At 63.3% G+C, this 16111-nt stretch carries 14 protein-coding genes; 6 read left to right on the top strand and 8 right to left on the bottom strand.

What is annotated here, in order from left to right; all coding sequences use genetic code 11:
- From VQ575_RS04255 to mreB, 7 genes are all read right to left on the bottom strand, one after another.
- Complete coding sequence (locus VQ575_RS04255; RefSeq protein ID WP_039592247.1) at positions 1-864, bottom strand: carbon-nitrogen hydrolase family protein; 864 nt, start codon at positions 862-864, stop codon at positions 1-3.
- A gap of 50 nt (positions 865-914) precedes the next feature.
- Positions 915-4718, bottom strand: a complete 3804-nt coding sequence (locus VQ575_RS04250; RefSeq protein WP_039592248.1) for a YhdP family protein — start codon at positions 4716-4718, stop codon at positions 915-917.
- A gap of 60 nt (positions 4719-4778) precedes the next feature.
- Positions 4779-6236 carry a ribonuclease G gene (gene rng / locus VQ575_RS04245; RefSeq protein ID WP_039592249.1) on the bottom strand — a complete coding sequence of 486 codons (1458 nt, stop codon included), beginning with the start codon at positions 6234-6236 and terminating at the stop codon, positions 4779-4781.
- Between the two features lie 56 nt (positions 6237-6292).
- Positions 6293-6889, bottom strand: a complete 597-nt coding sequence (locus tag VQ575_RS04240) for a Maf family protein (protein ID WP_039592250.1) — start codon at positions 6887-6889, stop codon at positions 6293-6295.
- A 43-nt stretch (positions 6890-6932) separates the two neighbouring features.
- Positions 6933-7421, bottom strand: coding sequence for a rod shape-determining protein MreD (gene mreD, locus VQ575_RS04235; RefSeq protein ID WP_030139842.1), 489 nt, complete (start codon positions 7419-7421; stop codon positions 6933-6935).
- Positions 7418-8560, bottom strand: coding sequence for a rod shape-determining protein MreC (gene mreC, locus VQ575_RS04230; protein ID WP_082112109.1), 1143 nt, complete (start codon positions 8558-8560; stop codon positions 7418-7420). Before mreC ends, mreD begins: the two co-directional genes overlap by 4 nt.
- 140 nt (positions 8561-8700) lie before the next feature.
- A complete protein-coding gene (gene mreB / locus VQ575_RS04225) occupies positions 8701-9738 on the bottom strand; it encodes a rod shape-determining protein MreB (protein ID WP_002555108.1) in 1038 nt (345 codons plus the stop codon).
- Between the two features lie 214 nt (positions 9739-9952).
- Here mreB and gatC point away from each other — a divergent pair, with 214 nt between their 5' ends.
- From gatC to VQ575_RS04195, 6 genes are all read left to right on the top strand, one after another.
- Positions 9953-10240, top strand: a complete 288-nt coding sequence (gene gatC / locus VQ575_RS04220) for an Asp-tRNA(Asn)/Glu-tRNA(Gln) amidotransferase subunit GatC (protein WP_039592252.1) — start codon at positions 9953-9955, stop codon at positions 10238-10240.
- A 16-nt stretch (positions 10241-10256) separates the two neighbouring features.
- Positions 10257-11708 carry an Asp-tRNA(Asn)/Glu-tRNA(Gln) amidotransferase subunit GatA gene (gatA, locus tag VQ575_RS04215; RefSeq protein WP_039592253.1) on the top strand — a complete coding sequence of 484 codons (1452 nt, stop codon included), beginning with the start codon at positions 10257-10259 and terminating at the stop codon, positions 11706-11708.
- 10 nt (positions 11709-11718) lie between these two features.
- Positions 11719-13164 (top strand): Asp-tRNA(Asn)/Glu-tRNA(Gln) amidotransferase subunit GatB, encoded by a 1446-nt coding sequence (gatB, locus tag VQ575_RS04210; RefSeq protein WP_039592254.1) that lies wholly within the window; start codon positions 11719-11721, stop codon positions 13162-13164.
- Positions 13165-13270: 106 nt separating this feature from the next.
- The gene (locus tag VQ575_RS04205; RefSeq protein ID WP_039592255.1) at positions 13271-13648 is read left to right on the top strand and encodes a septal ring lytic transglycosylase RlpA family protein; all 378 of its coding nucleotides are present in this window, start codon (positions 13271-13273) and stop codon (positions 13646-13648) included.
- Between the two features lie 49 nt (positions 13649-13697).
- Entirely contained in the window at positions 13698-14759 is a 1062-nt protein-coding gene (locus tag VQ575_RS04200; RefSeq protein WP_039592393.1) for a calcium/sodium antiporter, read from the top strand.
- The gene (locus tag VQ575_RS04195) at positions 14756-15136 is read left to right on the top strand and encodes a carboxymuconolactone decarboxylase family protein (RefSeq protein ID WP_039592256.1); all 381 of its coding nucleotides are present in this window, start codon (positions 14756-14758) and stop codon (positions 15134-15136) included. Before VQ575_RS04200 ends, VQ575_RS04195 begins: the two co-directional genes overlap by 4 nt.
- Positions 15137-15158: 22 nt before the next feature.
- On the opposite strand, the gene VQ575_RS04190 is transcribed toward VQ575_RS04195, so the two are convergent.
- Positions 15159-16100, bottom strand: coding sequence for an AEC family transporter (locus VQ575_RS04190; RefSeq protein ID WP_039592257.1), 942 nt, complete (start codon positions 16098-16100; stop codon positions 15159-15161).
- Between the last annotated feature and the right edge of the window lie 11 nt (positions 16101-16111).

Here is a 16111-nt window from a genome sequence, read left to right as displayed (position 1 = left end):
TTACGCCTTGAATTCGTCGTCTTGGGCAGGTCGCTGTCGAGCGCCCTGCGAGAAAAAGCGCCGATGACTCGCCACCGGCATGCGCGCCCTTATGGACGCCTGTTCGCTGCTGTCGAGCTCGGCCAGCAGCACGGCCTCGCCTTGATCCTGTTGCGCCAGCACGCGGCCCCACGGGTCGACAATCGCGGCATGGCCGAAGGTTTCCCTTGGCCCCGGATGCGTCCCACCCTGGGCAGCCGCCAGCATATAGCACTGGGTCTCGATGGCCCGGGCGCGAATCAACACGTCCCAATGGGCGGCGCCGGTCACCGCTGTAAATGCGGAAGGCGCGGTAATCAGTTCGGCCCCGGCTGCCCGCAGCTCACTGTAGAGCTCCGGGAAACGCAGGTCGTAACAGACCGTCAACCCCACCCGGCCCACGGGGGTATCGGCGACCACCACGTTGCGTCCATAAGCATAGTCATCGGATTCACGGTAGCGCCCCCGATTGTCCGCCACGTCCACGTCAAACAGGTGCAGCTTGTCATAACGCGCGACGATCTGGCCCTGGTCGTCCACCAGCAACGAACAGGCATGAACCCTGGCTTCGGGCTCGTCCACCGGCGGCAACGGCAGCGTGCCGGCGACAATCCATAACTTGAGGTCGCGGGCGACCTGTTTCAACCAAGGCAGGATCGGTCCCTGACCAAAGGCTTCGGCGCGCCCCATGTCGGCGACGTCCCGCCGCCCCATTGCGGCGAAGTTTTCCGGCAGCACCGCCAGCCTCGCACCGCCCGCCGCCGCCTGCTCCAGCAGTACACGGGCACGGGCCAGGTTGGCGAGGACATCGCTCTGGCTGACCATTTGAATCACGGCGACTGGCATGCGCTCCCTCCCTTCTCGTATCGCTCCCCCAGGGGATCAGTGCCAACTCGTCAGAACGGTTTGTCGAAAGTGATTTTCGGCTCTTTCCACGGCCCCTTGACGTCGTATCTTACGCTGGCAAAACGCGCGACGCGGTCACCGATCAGTTTGTCGATCAAGAACAATGCCCCACCCACCGCCGGGGCGCCAACGATCAGCGCGGCGATGGGCAGGTTATTGGTTACCGGCAACGTCACCAGCAGCTTGGCGTCGACCCGGTCAGTGACCATATCCAGCGTGCCGTTGAGCTCCAGATTGCTCGAAGGCCCGGTCAAGGTGATGGGCTCGCGTGTCACATAGACGCCACTGCTCGCCACCAGCAAACCCTTGACCCGATCGTAGCTCAGCCCTTTGCCGAACAGGTCGGAGAAATCCAGGCGCAGGCGTCGGCCAATGGAATTGAAGTTCAGCAGGCCAAATACCCGCAATGCCTGCGCGCTGCCTTCGACCTCGACGAACTGCCCCTTGTTCAGCGATGCATCGAGGCTTCCAGAGAAGCGCTTGGTGGCCACCCAGGCGGGTGAACCCGGCCAGCGGCCATCGACGTCCAGGCGAAACTCCTGGCTGGTCACGCTGGGGGCGAATCCCCAGCCCTTCAGGACATCAGCCAGGTTCTTGCCCTTGATACGGCCTTTGTACCAGCTGCTGGTCGAGCCCGGCGCGCCTTCCCAGGCGCCGTTGCCATTGAGGACCATGCCCTTGAGGCCCATGTCCAGGTCGTTCAACGCGATGCCCTTGCCGGTCGGGCGCACCTTCAACGACCAGGCTCCGATCAGATCCGGCCCTTGGAACAACTGGTCGATGGCGATATCCATCGCCGGTATCTTGCTTGGATCAACCGAAGCCAGCGGATCCGGGGCGTTTTCATCGGCCTGGACGGTCGGGTCGACCGCTGGCAAACGCACGTAGTCCAGCTTGATACCGATCGGGGCGGCTTTGGCGTCCGGCAGGTTGACGGTGCCCTTGGCCTGCTGGCTGTCGAGCCGCATGGCCCAGGCGTCCGGCTTGCGGTCCAGTTGCACCGATGCCTGGTCCAGCGTCGTGCCCATGGCCGTGAGCTTGCCCACTTTCAGGTCGGCGCTGCTGAGCACTTGCCGGGCACTGCCCCCCGGATCCTGGCCGGCATATTTGGCCACCAGGTCCTGCCAGGGGCTCACGTCCAGTTCCGACAAGGTGCCGCGCAAGCGCAGCCCCTTGCCTCCAGGCAGTACTGCCTCGCCCCCGCCCAGCAGCAATTCGCCACGGCCGTCGGCCGTTTTACCGCTCGGCGCGGCATACGTGAAGCTCGCCAGGTCGCCGTAATTGCCCCAGTAACGCCGCTCCGGCCCCTGCAATGTCATGCGAAACACGGTATCGCGCCCAACATCCGCAGCCATGCCGAAGGGGGCCGGCAAATCCACCACGACGCCTTTGAGATTGGAATTGATCGACAGTTGGCTGTCGGCACCGTCGAGGATCACTTGCAACTGGTACGGAACCACGCCGGAGACAGGCAGCGGCTGGGTCACGCTCAGCCAGTCGGTGAGTTTTTTCACCTCGACCCGTCCGGACGCCGTGACACGCGTGTTGAGCGCACCAGCGCGGCCCTCGGCGAAAATCTGTGCGGTCACGGGGCGGTCGAATGCCCGGGCGGCGATGTTCTTGCCGCTCAGGCCCTTGCTGCTGTCGAAGCGGAAGTCGCCCTTGAGCTGCGTCAATTCCAAGGCCGGTTCGCTGAGCTTGAGTCGCGCCTTGTCCGTGGCGAAGTCCACGAGGATTTTCGGTTGTTCGCCCTTCTCCAGCGCAATATCGAGCTTCACGCTGCCTTGCAGATCGCCCTCGCCTTCCCAGCCGGCGAATGTCTCTGCCGTGCCAATGGGCGCGGTCTGGAGAATCTTTAATCCGTCGCCCAGGCCGCCGGCAAACCCACCGTCCAGCAGCAGATGGGAGCTCTGTCCGGTTGGCACATGGGGAATGTTCACCGAAACATCCTTCACCTGGGTATTCAGCAATTGCCCCTGGCTGGCGAAGATGCGTACACCGCTGTCTTCGACAAATACATCGCCGCTGACCTTGCTGACCGAAGGCCAGCCGGGCTGGAACGCCAGCTCGGCGTCATGCACCTTGAAAAACAGGCTGATGCTGCGGGCCGCGTCCTCGGCGCCTTTGTTCAGCGAACCTTGGTACTGGAAAAAACCCTCATCCACGGCGCCTTTGACAATCGCCGTGCGCAGCCACTCGTCCAGCGCCGGGCTGAGGACGGTCGGCAAGTACTTGGCGGTGTAGCGCCCGTCGCCGTCCACCAGGCCGACCCGCAGGTCCATGTAGTCTTCCTGGCTGTGGTCGAAATGCAGGCGGATCAGGAAGTCGCCGGCAATCCGGCCCTCCTCTCCCAACACTTTCAGGTAAGGCGCGACCAGGGTGAACCCTTGTTTGTCCAGCTTCCAGGTCAGCCGGGCGTTGGCCTGCAAGTATTGCCAGGGCTTGGCGAAGATCGGGTCCAGGTGCAGGGAAAAATCCTTGCTGTCCATGCGCAGTTCGCCACCGCCGAGGTCGCCGCTGAGGCTGCCCGAGACATTGCGCGCGGCCGGTGCGCCGCGATAGGCGTTGAAACCCACCGTATCCAGGTTCGTGGCAAAGCTGATTTTCTGATCGCCGGTATTCTGTGGCCGGTAATCCAGCAAGACATTACGCAAGCCACCGGTCACCTTGAGCCGGTCGATTGCGGTGGCAACCCCTTCGGGCAAGGGCGCCAGGGCATTGAGCAACGGCGTCAGCGGCGTCAGGTCGAGGCGATCGGCCTGCAAGTGCCAGCGCTCCTCGGCCTGGTCGGTGGCGTCGTTGTGTTGCAGTTGCAGGCGCGATTCCCAGCGGGTCTCGCCCAGGCTCATCGCCAGGGTGTCGAAGGTCGCGACGAATCCTTGGCTGCCTCGCTGGAAATAGCCGTTGAGGGCCAGGTTGTGGACCTGCACCGGCTTGCGGTCGGCATACGCGCCTTGCAGCTGCGGCGCGTTCAAGCGCATGGCTGCGCTTTGCACCGTGCCTGCGGCCCAACTGAGCCAGAACTCGCCACCGGCCTTGATCTCGGAAAAATTCCACTGCCGGGTCAGGCGTTTCGGCAGCCATTGGGACCAATCGCTTTGCGGCAGGCTCAGGTAGGCATCGGCCTCGCCGTTTTTCCAATCGTTGGCGCGGATGCGGGTACGCAGGTTGATCGCCACGGGCTGGCCATCAGGCAGGGTCAGCCGCGCGTCCAGGCGCTGGCGGGAAACACCGGTGCGCAGGCTCAGACCGACGTAGGTCAAGCTCAGGGGCGGATGATCCAGCGGCTGCAAGGTGACCTGGCTGTCGAGCACCGACAGCTTCGAGACCATTTGCATCCGATCCAGCAGTTGCTGCGGATCGAGCGGCTGGTCGTCCCGCACCGGCAGGCCTTCCAGGGCCCATTTGCCGTCGGTGCCTTCCTTCAGGCTGATTTTCAGGCCGCTGACTTCCAGATGGGCGATGCGCACCTGTCGCGCCACCAGGCTATCCCACACTGCGGGCACGGCGCGCACATGATCCAGGTGCAGCGTATTGGGTCCGTCGCCGACCACTACATCGCGCGCGGCGAGTATCGGCGCCAGGGCGCTCCAACTGCCTTCGAGGCTACCGACGTGCACCGGCATGCCTAGCGCTTCGCCAGCGCGGGCCTCGACCTCGCTACGGTACTCGGCAACCAACGGGACCAACTCCCGGCCGAGGCTGACGTACAAGGCCAGCACCACCAGCAGCAGCGCGCACAGGCCCAACCCCCAGCGTGTCAGTGTCGCCAACAGGCGTGTCAGACGCTCCATGTCAGCAGCCCCCCTTGGCAAAGGCATTCACGGCGCGGCCTCGCCACTGCGCCTGCGACGTCAGAGCAACACCACGTCGTATTGTTCTTGGGAATACATGGTCTCGACCTGGAAACGAATCGTACGACCGATAAAGGCTTCCAGCTCCGCGACATTGCCCGACTCTTCATCGAGCAGCCGATCCACCACTTTCTGGTTCGCCAACACTCTATAGCCGGTCGCCTGGTAGGCGCGCGCCTCCCGGAGGATTTCACGGAAGATTTCGTAACACACGGTTTCCGGGGTCTTGAGCTTGCCTCGGCCCTGGCAGCTGCTGCATGGCTCGCACAGTACTTGCTCAAGGCTTTCACGCGTGCGCTTGCGGGTCATCTGCACCAGGCCCAGTTCGGTGATGCCGATGATGTTGGTCTTGGCGTGATCGCGCTCCAGCTGTTTTTCCAGGGTCCGTAGCACCTGGCGCTGGTGCTCTTCGTCTTCCATGTCGATGAAATCGATGATGATGATCCCGCCGAGGTTGCGCAGGCGTAGTTGCCGGGCAATGGCGGTCGCCGCTTCAAGATTGGTCTTGAAGATGGTTTCCTCGAGATTGCGATGGCCGACAAAAGCACCGGTGTTAACGTCGATGGTACTCATCGCCTCGGCTGGATCGACCACCAGGTAACCGCCCGACTTGAGCGGCACCTTGCGTTCAAGGGCGCGCTGGATTTCGTCTTCAACGCCGTACAGGTCGAAAATCGGCCGCTCGCCAGGGTAGTGCTCCAGGCGATCGGCGATTTCCGGCATCAGCTCGCCGACGAACTGGGTGGTTTTCTGGAAAGTTTCCCGGGAATCGATGCGGATCTTCTCGATCTTGGGGCTGACCAGGTCCCGCAGGGTACGCAACGCCAGGCCCAGGTCTTCGTAAATCACGCTGGGGGTGGCGATGGTCTTGATCTGTGCGGCGATCTGGTCCCAGAGCCTGCGCAGGTAGCGGATGTCCATGAGGATCTCATCGGCCCCGGCGCCTTCGGCGGCGGTGCGCAGGATGAAGCCGCCGGCTTCCTTGATGCCCTCTTTTTCCACGCAGTCGCTGACCACTTGCTTCAAGCGCTCGCGCTCGGCTTCGTCTTCGATCTTCAGGGATATGCCGACATGGGCGGTGCGCGGCATGTACACCAGGTAGCGCGATGGGATCGACAGCTGGGTGGTCAAACGCGCGCCCTTGGAGCCAATGGGGTCCTTGGTGACCTGCACTACCAGGCTCTGGCCCTCGTGGACCAACGCACTGATGCTCTCCACCGCCGGCCCTTCGCGCATGGAGATTTCCGAGGCGTGGATGAACGCCGCGCGGTCCAGGCCGATGTCGACGAACGCGGCCTGCATGCCCGGCAGCACCCGCACTACCTTGCCTTTGTAGATATTGCCGACGATGCCACGCTTTTGCGTGCGCTCGACGTGAACCTCTTGCAGCACACCGTTTTCAACCACCGCCACGCGCGATTCCATCGGCGTGATGTTGATCAGAATCTCTTCACTCATGGCAGGGTCTCGTTCAGGCATATTCACGATTATGGCCGCATCTAGTCAGACGGCGCTCAGCGCGCGCTCAAGGTTTGCCAACAGGGTATGCCGAAATGGCCGAGCAATTCTGCGGTTTCGCACAACGGCAGCCCGACCACGGCCGAATAACTGCCTTCAAGCCCGGCGACAAACACCGCGCCCAGCCCTTGGATACCATAGCTGCCTGCCTTGTCCCGCGGTTCGCCGCTGGCCCAATAGGCGAGCGCTTCCTGCTCCGTGATCAGGCGAAAGCGCACCCGGCTGCGAACCATCCGGGTCTCACAGCGCCGGCCATCCAGCACGGCAACGGCGGTCAGTACGTCATGGTCGCGACCTGACAGGCCCAGGAGCATCGACAACGCGTCGGCCTGGTCGACCGGCTTGCCGAGAATCCTTCCATCCAGCACGACAGCGGTATCCGCGCCGAGCACGCAGCCCTCCACACCGGCTTCCAGGGCTCGCAGCCCGGCCTCGGCCTTGCCGCGCGCCAGGCGTTCGACATAGGCCGACGGGGTTTCATGATCGAGGGGAGTTTCGTCGATGTCCGCACTGACGGCGGTAAACGGCACGCCAATCTGCGTGAGCAATTCACGCCGGCGCGGCGAACCTGAGGCGAGGTAAAGCGGTTTCATCAAGACATCTCCCTTCCAAGGTACGGGCCAATGCCTGACCGAATCAGTTGATTTTGAAACGCAGCCGCAAGCCACGCAAACCGAAGCTTATCCACGGCCAGAGCAAGGCGCTGACCAAGGCCGGCAATACCAGCGCCAGGGTCGGCTGGCGGTTGCCGGTCAGTGCGCTGAGCCACAGCTGCACCAGCTGTGCCAGGCCAAAGATCACCAGGATCACCAGGCTCTGCTGCCACATCGGGAACATCCGCAGGCGCTGTTGCAACGACAGCACCAGGAACGTAATCAACGTCAGGATAAGCGCGTTCTGGCCCAGCAACGTGCCGTAGAGCACATCTTCGGCCAAGCCCAGGCACCAGGCCGTGACCATGCCGACCTTGTGCGGCAAGGCCAGCGCCCAGAAGGCCAGCAACAAGGCCAGCCACAGCGGGCGCAGGATTTCCATGAACTGCGGCAGCGGTGAAACACTGAGCAACAGGCCAATGGCGAAGGTCAGCCAAACCATCCAGCCGTTCCCGGATCGAGTACTGCTCATTCTTCTCGTGCTCCCCTGGTGGCGGGCGTAGCGGCAGGCGCCGGGGCCGGCGGTTTGGTCGCCGGCCTGGCAGGTTGGGTGGCAGGCCTGGCAGGTGGGGCCGCCGGCTGCTGGGCGGCTGGGCGGGCTGGAGTCGCGGCGGGTGCAACCGGGGCCACCGTTGCCGGGGCCGCAGCAGCAGGCGTTGTCGCCTGGGGCTTGGGCACAGCGGCCGGTGCAGGCGCAGGCGTCGGTGTGACCGGAGCGGATGAATCGCTGCCCTGGCGATCCTGGGCCTCCTGCGCCACGGCGGCATCGTTGGCGCGCTCTTCAGGCGTGCGGTTGTCGCTGAACACCAGCAGCAGGTAGCGACTGCGGTTCAAAGCAGCCGTCGGCACCGCCCGCACGATCGCGAACGGCTGGCCGGAGTCATGGATGACTTCCTTGACCGTCGCCACCGGATAACCGGCCGGGAACCGCTGGCCGAGGCCGGAGCTGACCAGCAGGTCGCCTTCCTTGATGTCGGCGGTATCGGCCACGTGCCGCAGCTCCAGGCGTTCCGGGTTGCCGGTGCCGCTGGCAATCGCCCGCAGGCCATTGCGGTTGACCTGCACGGGAATGCTGTGGGTGGTATCGGTCAGCAACAGCACACGGGACGTGTACGGCATCAATTCCACCACCTGCCCCATCAGGCCCCGGGCGTCGAGCACCGGTTGGCCGAGGACCACGCCGTCGCGTTCGCCCTTGTTGATGATGATGCGGTGAGTGAACGGGTTGGGGTCCATGCCGATCAGCTCGGCCACTTCGACCTTCTCATTGACCAGCGCGGAGGAATTGAGCAACTCGCGCAGCCGCACGTTTTGCTCGGTGAGCGCCGCCAGCTTCTGCATGCGCCCCTGCAGCAGCAGGTTTTCCGTCTTGAGCTTTTCGTTTTCGGCAACCAGTTCGGTCCGGCTGCCAAACTGGCTGGCCACACCCTGCCACAACCGTTGCGGCAGATCGGTGATCCAGTAGGACTCCATCAATACCAGCGAAATCTGGCTGCGCACTGGCTTGAGCAGTGTGAAGCGGGCATCCACCACCATCAGCGCAACCGACAGCACGGCCAGCACCAGCAGGCGTACACCCAATGAGGGGCCTTTGGCAAAAAGCGGTTTAATAGGCCGCTCCTCCCAGGCAAATGTTTTCTTTATTCATACGGCATCAAACCGGCCTGGATACGAATGACAGAAGATAAACGCCAACGGGCAGCACTGCAAAGTGCTGCCCGGGAGCGAACAACATAGGCGATCCCGCCAGCTTATTCGCTGGAGAGCAGGTCCATGGTGTGCTTGTCCATCATTTCCAGCGCACGGCCACCACCGCGGGCAACGCACGTCAGCGGATCTTCGGCAACGATCACCGGCAGGCCGGTTTCCTGGGCCAGCAGCTTGTCGAGGTCACGCAGCAGCGCCCCGCCACCGGTCAGCACCAGGCCACGCTCGGCGATATCCGACGCCAGCTCCGGCGGCGATTGCTCCAGGGCGCTCTTGACCGCCTGGACGATGGTCGCCAGCGATTCCTGCAGCGCTTCGAGCACTTCGTTGGAGTTGAGGGTGAACGCGCGTGGAACACCTTCAGCCAGGTTGCGACCGCGGACGTCGACTTCGCGCACTTCACCGCCCGGATAGGCCGTGCCGATTTCCTGCTTGATACGCTCGGCGGTGGATTCGCCGATCAGGCTGCCGTAGTTGCGGCGCACATAGGTGATGATCGCTTCGTCGAAACGGTCGCCGCCTACACGCACGGATTCGGCGTAGACCACACCGTTGAGGGAGATCAGCGCGATTTCAGTGGTACCGCCACCAATATCCACGACCATCGAACCGCGGGCCTCTTCAACCGGCAGGCCGGCACCAATGGCAGCGGCCATCGGCTCTTCGATCAGGAACACTTCACGGGCACCGGCACCGAGGGCCGATTCACGGATGGCGCGACGTTCCACCTGGGTGGACTTGCAGGGCACGCAGATCAGCACGCGAGGGCTGGGCTGCAGGAAACTGTTTTCGTGGACCTTGTTGATGAAGTACTGCAGCATCTTTTCGCAGACGCTGAAGTCGGCGATCACGCCGTCCTTCATGGGGCGAATGGCTGCAATGTTGCCCGGCGTACGGCCCAGCATGCGCTTGGCTTCCGTACCGACAGCCACGACACTTTTCTGGTTACCGTGGGTGCGGATGGCCACGACCGAGGGTTCATTCAGGACGATACCGCGCTCGCGCACGTAAATAAGGGTGTTGGCAGTGCCCAGGTCGATGGATAGATCGCTGGAAAACATGCCACGCAGTTTCTTGAACATGGGAAAGGGACCCTAGGCAACGCGTGGGTAAAAAAGTGCGGCAAACTCTAACAACGACAGGGATTTTGGGCAAGGCGCCAATATGTTAAATTGGCCGCTTTTCTGTGCACCAAACACCGAGATCGCGGCCGTAGGGCCGTAGAAATGCGGTAGTGTTCCGACAATCTAACACACGGACAGACTGCGTCCGTTTTGTTTTCCACTGGAGAATCCCATGGCGCTTGAACGCTCCGACGTGGAAAAAATCGCTCATCTGGCCTGCCTGGGCCTCAATGAAGCCGATCTTCCACACATCACTTCTGCCCTGAACAGCATTCTCGGGCTGGTCGACGAGATGCAGGCGGTCGATACCGACGGTATCGAGCCGCTGGCCCACCCACTGGAAGCCAGCCAGCGCCTGCGCGCCGACGTCGTGACCGAGTCCAATAACCGCGAGGCCTACCAGTCCATCGCGCCAGCGGTCGAAAACGGCCTGTACCTGGTTCCGAAAGTCATCGACTAAAGGGAAAGAGCCTCTCATGCATCACATGACACTGGCCGAGATCGCCCGCGGACTCGCCGATAAAAAGTTTTCCTCCGAAGAGCTGACCAAGGCCCTGCTGGCGCGCATCGCCCAGCTCGACCCGCAGCTCAACAGCTTCATCAGCCTCACCGAAGAACTGGCCCTGGGCCAGGCCAAGGCCGCCGACGCCCGTCGCGCCAACGGTGAGAGCGGCGCCCTGCTCGGCGCGCCGATCGCCCACAAGGACTTGTTCTGCACCCAAGGCATCCGCACCAGCTGCGGTTCGAGGATGCTCGACAACTTCAAGGCCCCGTACGACGCCACCGTGGTCGCCAAGCTGGCCGCCGCTGGCACCGTGACCCTGGGCAAGACCAACATGGACGAATTCGCCATGGGTTCGGCCAACGAGTCGAGCTACTACGGCGCGGTGAAAAACCCGTGGAACCTGGAGCACGTACCGGGCGGCTCGTCCGGTGGCTCCGCCGCTGCCGTGGCCGCGCGCCTGTTGCCGGCCGCCACCGCCACCGACACCGGCGGTTCGATTCGCCAACCGGCGGCGTTCACCAACCTCACCGGCCTCAAGCCCACCTACGGTCGTGTCTCGCGCTGGGGCATGATCGCCTACGCCTCCAGCCTCGACCAGGGTGGCCCACTGGCCCGCACCGCCGAAGACTGCGCGATCCTGCTGCAAGGCATGGCCGGCTTCGACCCGAACGACTCCACCAGCATCGATGAGCCCGTGCCGGACTACAGCGCCAGCCTCAACGGCTCGCTGCAAGGCTTGCGCATCGGCGTGCCGAAGGAATACTTCAGCGCCGGCCTCGACCCACGCATCGCCGAGCTGGTCCACAACAGCGTCAAGGAGCTGGAGAAGCTCGGCGCGGTCATCAAGCAAATCAGCCTGCCGAACATGCAGCACGCGATTCCGGCGTACTACGTGATCGCTCCGGCGGAAGCCTCCTCGAACCTGTCGCGTTTCGACGGCGTGCGCTTCGGCTATCGCTGCGAGAATCCACAAAACCTGGTCGACTTGTACAAGCGCTCCCGTGGCGAAGGCTTCGGCGCCGAAGTGCAGCGCCGGATCATGGTCGGCGCCTACGCGTTGTCCGCCGGCTACTACGATGCCTACTACCTCAAGGCGCAGAAAATCCGCCGCCTGGTGAAGAACGACTTCATGGCCGCCTTCAACGAGGTCGACATCATCCTCGGCCCGACCACGCCGAACCCGGCCTGGAAGCTCGGCGCCAAAAACAGCGACCCGGTCGCCGAGTACCTGGAAGACGTCTACACCATCACCGCCAACCTCGCCGGCTTGCCGGGCCTGTCCATGCCGGCCGGTTTCGTCGATGGCCTGCCGGTGGGCGTGCAGCTGCTCGCGCCGTATTTCCAGGAAGGCCGCCTGTTGAATGTTGCCCACCAGTATCAATTGAATACTGATTGGCACACCCGCACCCCAACCGGCTTCTGAGGAGAAACACATGCAATGGGAAGTCGTGATCGGGCTGGAGATTCATACCCAGCTCACCACCCGGTCGAAAATCTTTTCCGGTAGCTCGACCACTTTCGGTTCCGAGCCCAACACCCAGGCCAGCCTCGTTGACCTGGGCATGCCCGGCGTGCTGCCGGTGCTCAATGCCGAAGCGGTGCGCATGGCGGTGATGTTCGGCCTGGCGATTGACGCCGAGATCGGCCAGCACAACGTGTTCGCCCGCAAGAACTACTTCTACCCGGACCTGCCCAAGGGCTACCAGATCAGCCAGATGGAATTGCCGATCGTCGGCAAGGGCCACCTGGACATCGCCCTGGAAGACGGCACGGTCAAGCGCGTCGGCATCACCCGCGCGCACCTGGAAGAAGACGCCGGCAAGAGCCTGCATGAAGAGTTCAACGGTGCCACCGGCATCGACCTGAACCGTGCCGGCACGCCGTTGCTGGAAATCGTCTCCGAGCCGGACATGCGCAGCGCCAAGGAAGCCGTGGCCTACGTCAAGGCGATCCATGCATTGGTGCGCTACCTGGGCATCTGCGACGGCAACATGGCCGAAGGCTCGCTGCGCTGCGACTGCAACGTGTCGATCCGGCCGAAAGGCCAGGTCGAGTTCGGCACCCGCTGCGAGATCAAGAACGTCAACTCGTTCCGCTTCATCGAGAAGGCGATCAACAGCGAGATCCAGCGCCAGATCGAACTGATCGAGGACGGCGGCAAGGTCATCCAGCAGACCCGCCTGTACGACCCGAACAAGGACGAGACCCGTCCGATGCGCAGCAAGGAAGAAGCCAACGACTACCGTTACTTCCCCGACCCGGACCTGCTGCCGGTGGTCATCGAGAATTCGTTCCTGGATGAAGTGCGCGCCACCCTGCCGGAACTGCCGCCACAGAAACGCGAGCGCTTCCAGGCGCAGTTCGGCCTGTCGAGCTATGACGCCAACGTCCTGGCCACCAGCCGCGAACAGGCCGATTACTTCGAGAAAGTCGTGAGCATCGGCGGCGACGCCAAGCTGGCGGCCAACTGGGTGATGGTCGAGTTGGGCAGCCTGTTGAACAAGCAGGGCCTGGAAATCGATGAGTCGCCGGTTTCGGCCGAGCAACTGGGCGGCATGTTGTTGCGGATCAAGGACAACACCATTTCCGGCAAGATCGCCAAGATGGTGTTCGAAGCCATGGCCAATGGTGAAGGCAGCGCCGACGAGATCATCGAGAAGCGCGGCTTGAAGCAGGTCACCGACACCGGTGCGATCAGCGCCGTGCTCGATGAAATGCTCGCGGCCAATGCCGAACAGGTCGAACAGTACCGTGCGGCAGACGAAGCCAAGCGCGGCAAGATGTTCGGTTTCTTCGTCGGCCAGGCCATGAAAGCGTCCAAGGGCAAGGCCAACCCGCAGCAAGTCAACGAACTGCTTAAAAGCAAGCTCGAAGGCTGATGGCCATGGAGCCAGCCTTCCAATCTGGCTCAATCCCCCGTGGCGAGGGAGCTTGCTCCCTCGCCACAATGATCCTCACAACCACACCGACGTGGGAAACCCTTTGATGAAGCGTCTCCTCGGCGCCTGCGCCCTGCTGTCCCTGCTGGCCGGTTGCGCCAGCCAGAGCGGGACGGTCGATCCACACGGCTACGACCAGACGGGCGTCGCCTCCTATTACGGCGCAAGGCACCATGGCAAGCGCACTGCCAGCGGCGAGCGTTTCGACCAGCATGGCCTGACCGCCGCCCATCGCCAGCTGCCATTCGGCACCCGGGTGAAAGTCACCAACTTGAAAAACAACGACAGCGTCGTGGTCCGCATCAACGACCGTGGCCCGTATACTCGTGGCCGTTTGATCGACGTGTCCCGTGAAGCCGCCGAGCAACTGGGCATGTTGCGCAGCGGTACCGCACGGGTGCGCGTGCAAGCCCTCGACGACTGATAGACGGAGCCCGGCCATTTCCCTGATCAACGCTTTACCGCTGCTCAGCCTGATCGAACTGTTCGGTGCCCTGCTGTTGCTGATCGCAGGCGCCGAACTGCTGGTGCGCGCCGCCGTCGGCCTGGCGGCACGCTTGCAGGTCCGCCCCTTGATCATCGGCCTGACCGTCGTCGCGTTCGGCAGCAGCGCGCCGCAAATGGCCGTCAGCCTGCAGGCGACCCTGGCGCAGAACGCCGACATCGCCGTGGGCAGCGTGATCGGCAGCAGCATCTTCAACATCCTCGTCACCCTCGGGCTGTCGGCGCTGATCATTCCGCTGCGCGTCTCGCGCCAATTGGTGCGGTTGGACATCCCGCTGATGATCGGCGCCAGCCTGCTGGTGTTCGTGCTGGCCTGGAACGAGGAACTGACCCGACTCGACGGCGTCCTGCTGCTGATGGCCCTGGCGGTGTACCTGGGCTTGTTGCTGCGTCAGTCACGGCATTCGGCGCGACCGCACCCGGTGGGGGGCGACGTGGCCCACATGCCCTGGTTCAAGAGTGTGCTGATGATTGCGGCGGGCCTGACAATGCTGATTTTCGCCGGCCACCTGTTGCTGGGTGCGGCGGTGGAAGTGGCCACGGACCTGGGCTTGTCGGAGCGCATCATCGGCCTGACCATCGTCGCCGTCAGCACCTCGCTGCCGGAGCTCGCCACATCGCTGATCGCCGCCCTGCGCGGCCAGCGGGATATCGCCGTGGGCAACGTGATCGGCAGCAACCTGTTCAACCTGCTGGGCGTGCTCGGCGTGACCGCCCTCGCCGCACCCACACCCCTGTCGGTCTCGCCCAATGCCCTGGATTTCGACCTGCCGGTGATGCTCGGCGTGGCGGTGCTGTGCCTGCCGGTGTTCTATTCCGGCTACCGCGTCACCCGCGCCGAAGGCTTGCTGTTGCTGGGCTTGTACACGGCCTACGGGCTGCACGTGGTGTCGTTCACGACCGGCATGCCATTGGCCGGCCAGCTTGAACGGCTGATGTTGTTCTACGTGCTCCCGGCGCTGCTCGCGTTCTTGCTGTTCACCTCCCTGCGCGCCTGGCGCCGCCAACATCACAAGAGGGATTTGCCATGACCGACACTCCAAAGACCGGCCTGGACATGCGTCGCCAGGTCATGGGCGACGCGTTCGTCGACCGCGCCCTGGGCAACGCCACCGAATTCACCCAGCCGTTGCAGGACTTCGTCAACGAACACGCCTGGGGCAGCGTCTGGAGCCGCGAGGGGCTGCCGCTGAAGACTCGCAGCCTGATCACCCTCGCCGCCCTCACCGCCCTCAAGTGCCCGCAGGAACTCAAGGGCCACGTGCGCGGCGCGCTGAACAATGGCTGCACCGTGGAAGAGATTCGCGAGGCGTTGCTGCATTGCGCGGTGTATGCGGGGGTGCCGGCGGCGATCGATGCGTTTCGGGCGGCGCAGGAAGTGATCGATAGTTACCAGAAAGCCGAGTAACCGTTGGCTCGCTATCGCGAGCCTAGATCCACCCACCCCACTGCAACACAAAGATCCCCAGGTTAGTGGTAATCGCCGCCATCAGGGTGGTGATGACGATGATCGCCGCCGCCAGTTCATGGTTGCCATCGGCTGCCCGGGCCATGACATAACTGGCGGCGGCGGTAGGGCTGCCGAAGTACAGGAACAGGATCCCCAGCTCAGCCCCGCGAAAGCCCCACAGCCATGCGCCTAGCGTGGTCACCAGCGGCAAGCCGACCATCTTCACCAGGCTCGAACTCAGGGCCATCTTGCCGCTCTTGCGCAAGGCCGCCAGCGACAGCGTGCCGCCGATGCAGATCAGCGCCAGGGGCAAGGTCATTTGCGACAGGTACCTGGCCGAGGTCTCGAACCAGTTTGGCAGGCCTATCTGCCAATAGGCGAACGGCGCGGCGGCGATCACGCTGATGATCAGCGGATTGCTGATCACGCTTTTGCAGATGCTCCATGGGTCGGACTTGATCACCGGGCTGTAGACCGCCAAGACGATGGTCGACAAGGTGTTGTAGAACAGGATCACCAGCGCCGCGAGAATCGATCCCAGGGAAATCCCATAGTCGCCGTACATGCTCGCGGCCAGTGCCAGGCCGATCACGCCGTTATTGCCGCGAAACGCACCCTGGGTGTAGATGCCGCGATCTTCCCGCGGGCAACGCCAGATCGCCCAGCCCCAGGCCATCGCAAAGCTCACCAGGGTCGCGATGGAGAAATAGATCAGCAGGTCCGGTTGCAACGCCGCATGCAGGTCGGCATGCAGGATCCCGAGGAACAACAGCGCCGGCATGGTGACGTTGAACACCAGCGACGAGGCGATGTGGATGAAATTGTCATTGATCCAATAGATACGCTTGAGCAACGTCCCCAGGAACAGCATGGCAAACACCGGCGCGGTGACGTTCAGGGTTTCGAGGAAAATTGCCAGCATGCCGGGGGACC

This window comes from Pseudomonas frederiksbergensis (assembly GCF_035751725.1).
In the GTDB taxonomy this organism is placed as follows: domain Bacteria; phylum Pseudomonadota; class Gammaproteobacteria; order Pseudomonadales; family Pseudomonadaceae; genus Aquipseudomonas; species Aquipseudomonas frederiksbergensis_A.
This window is presented reverse-complemented; position numbering and strand designations above follow the sequence as displayed.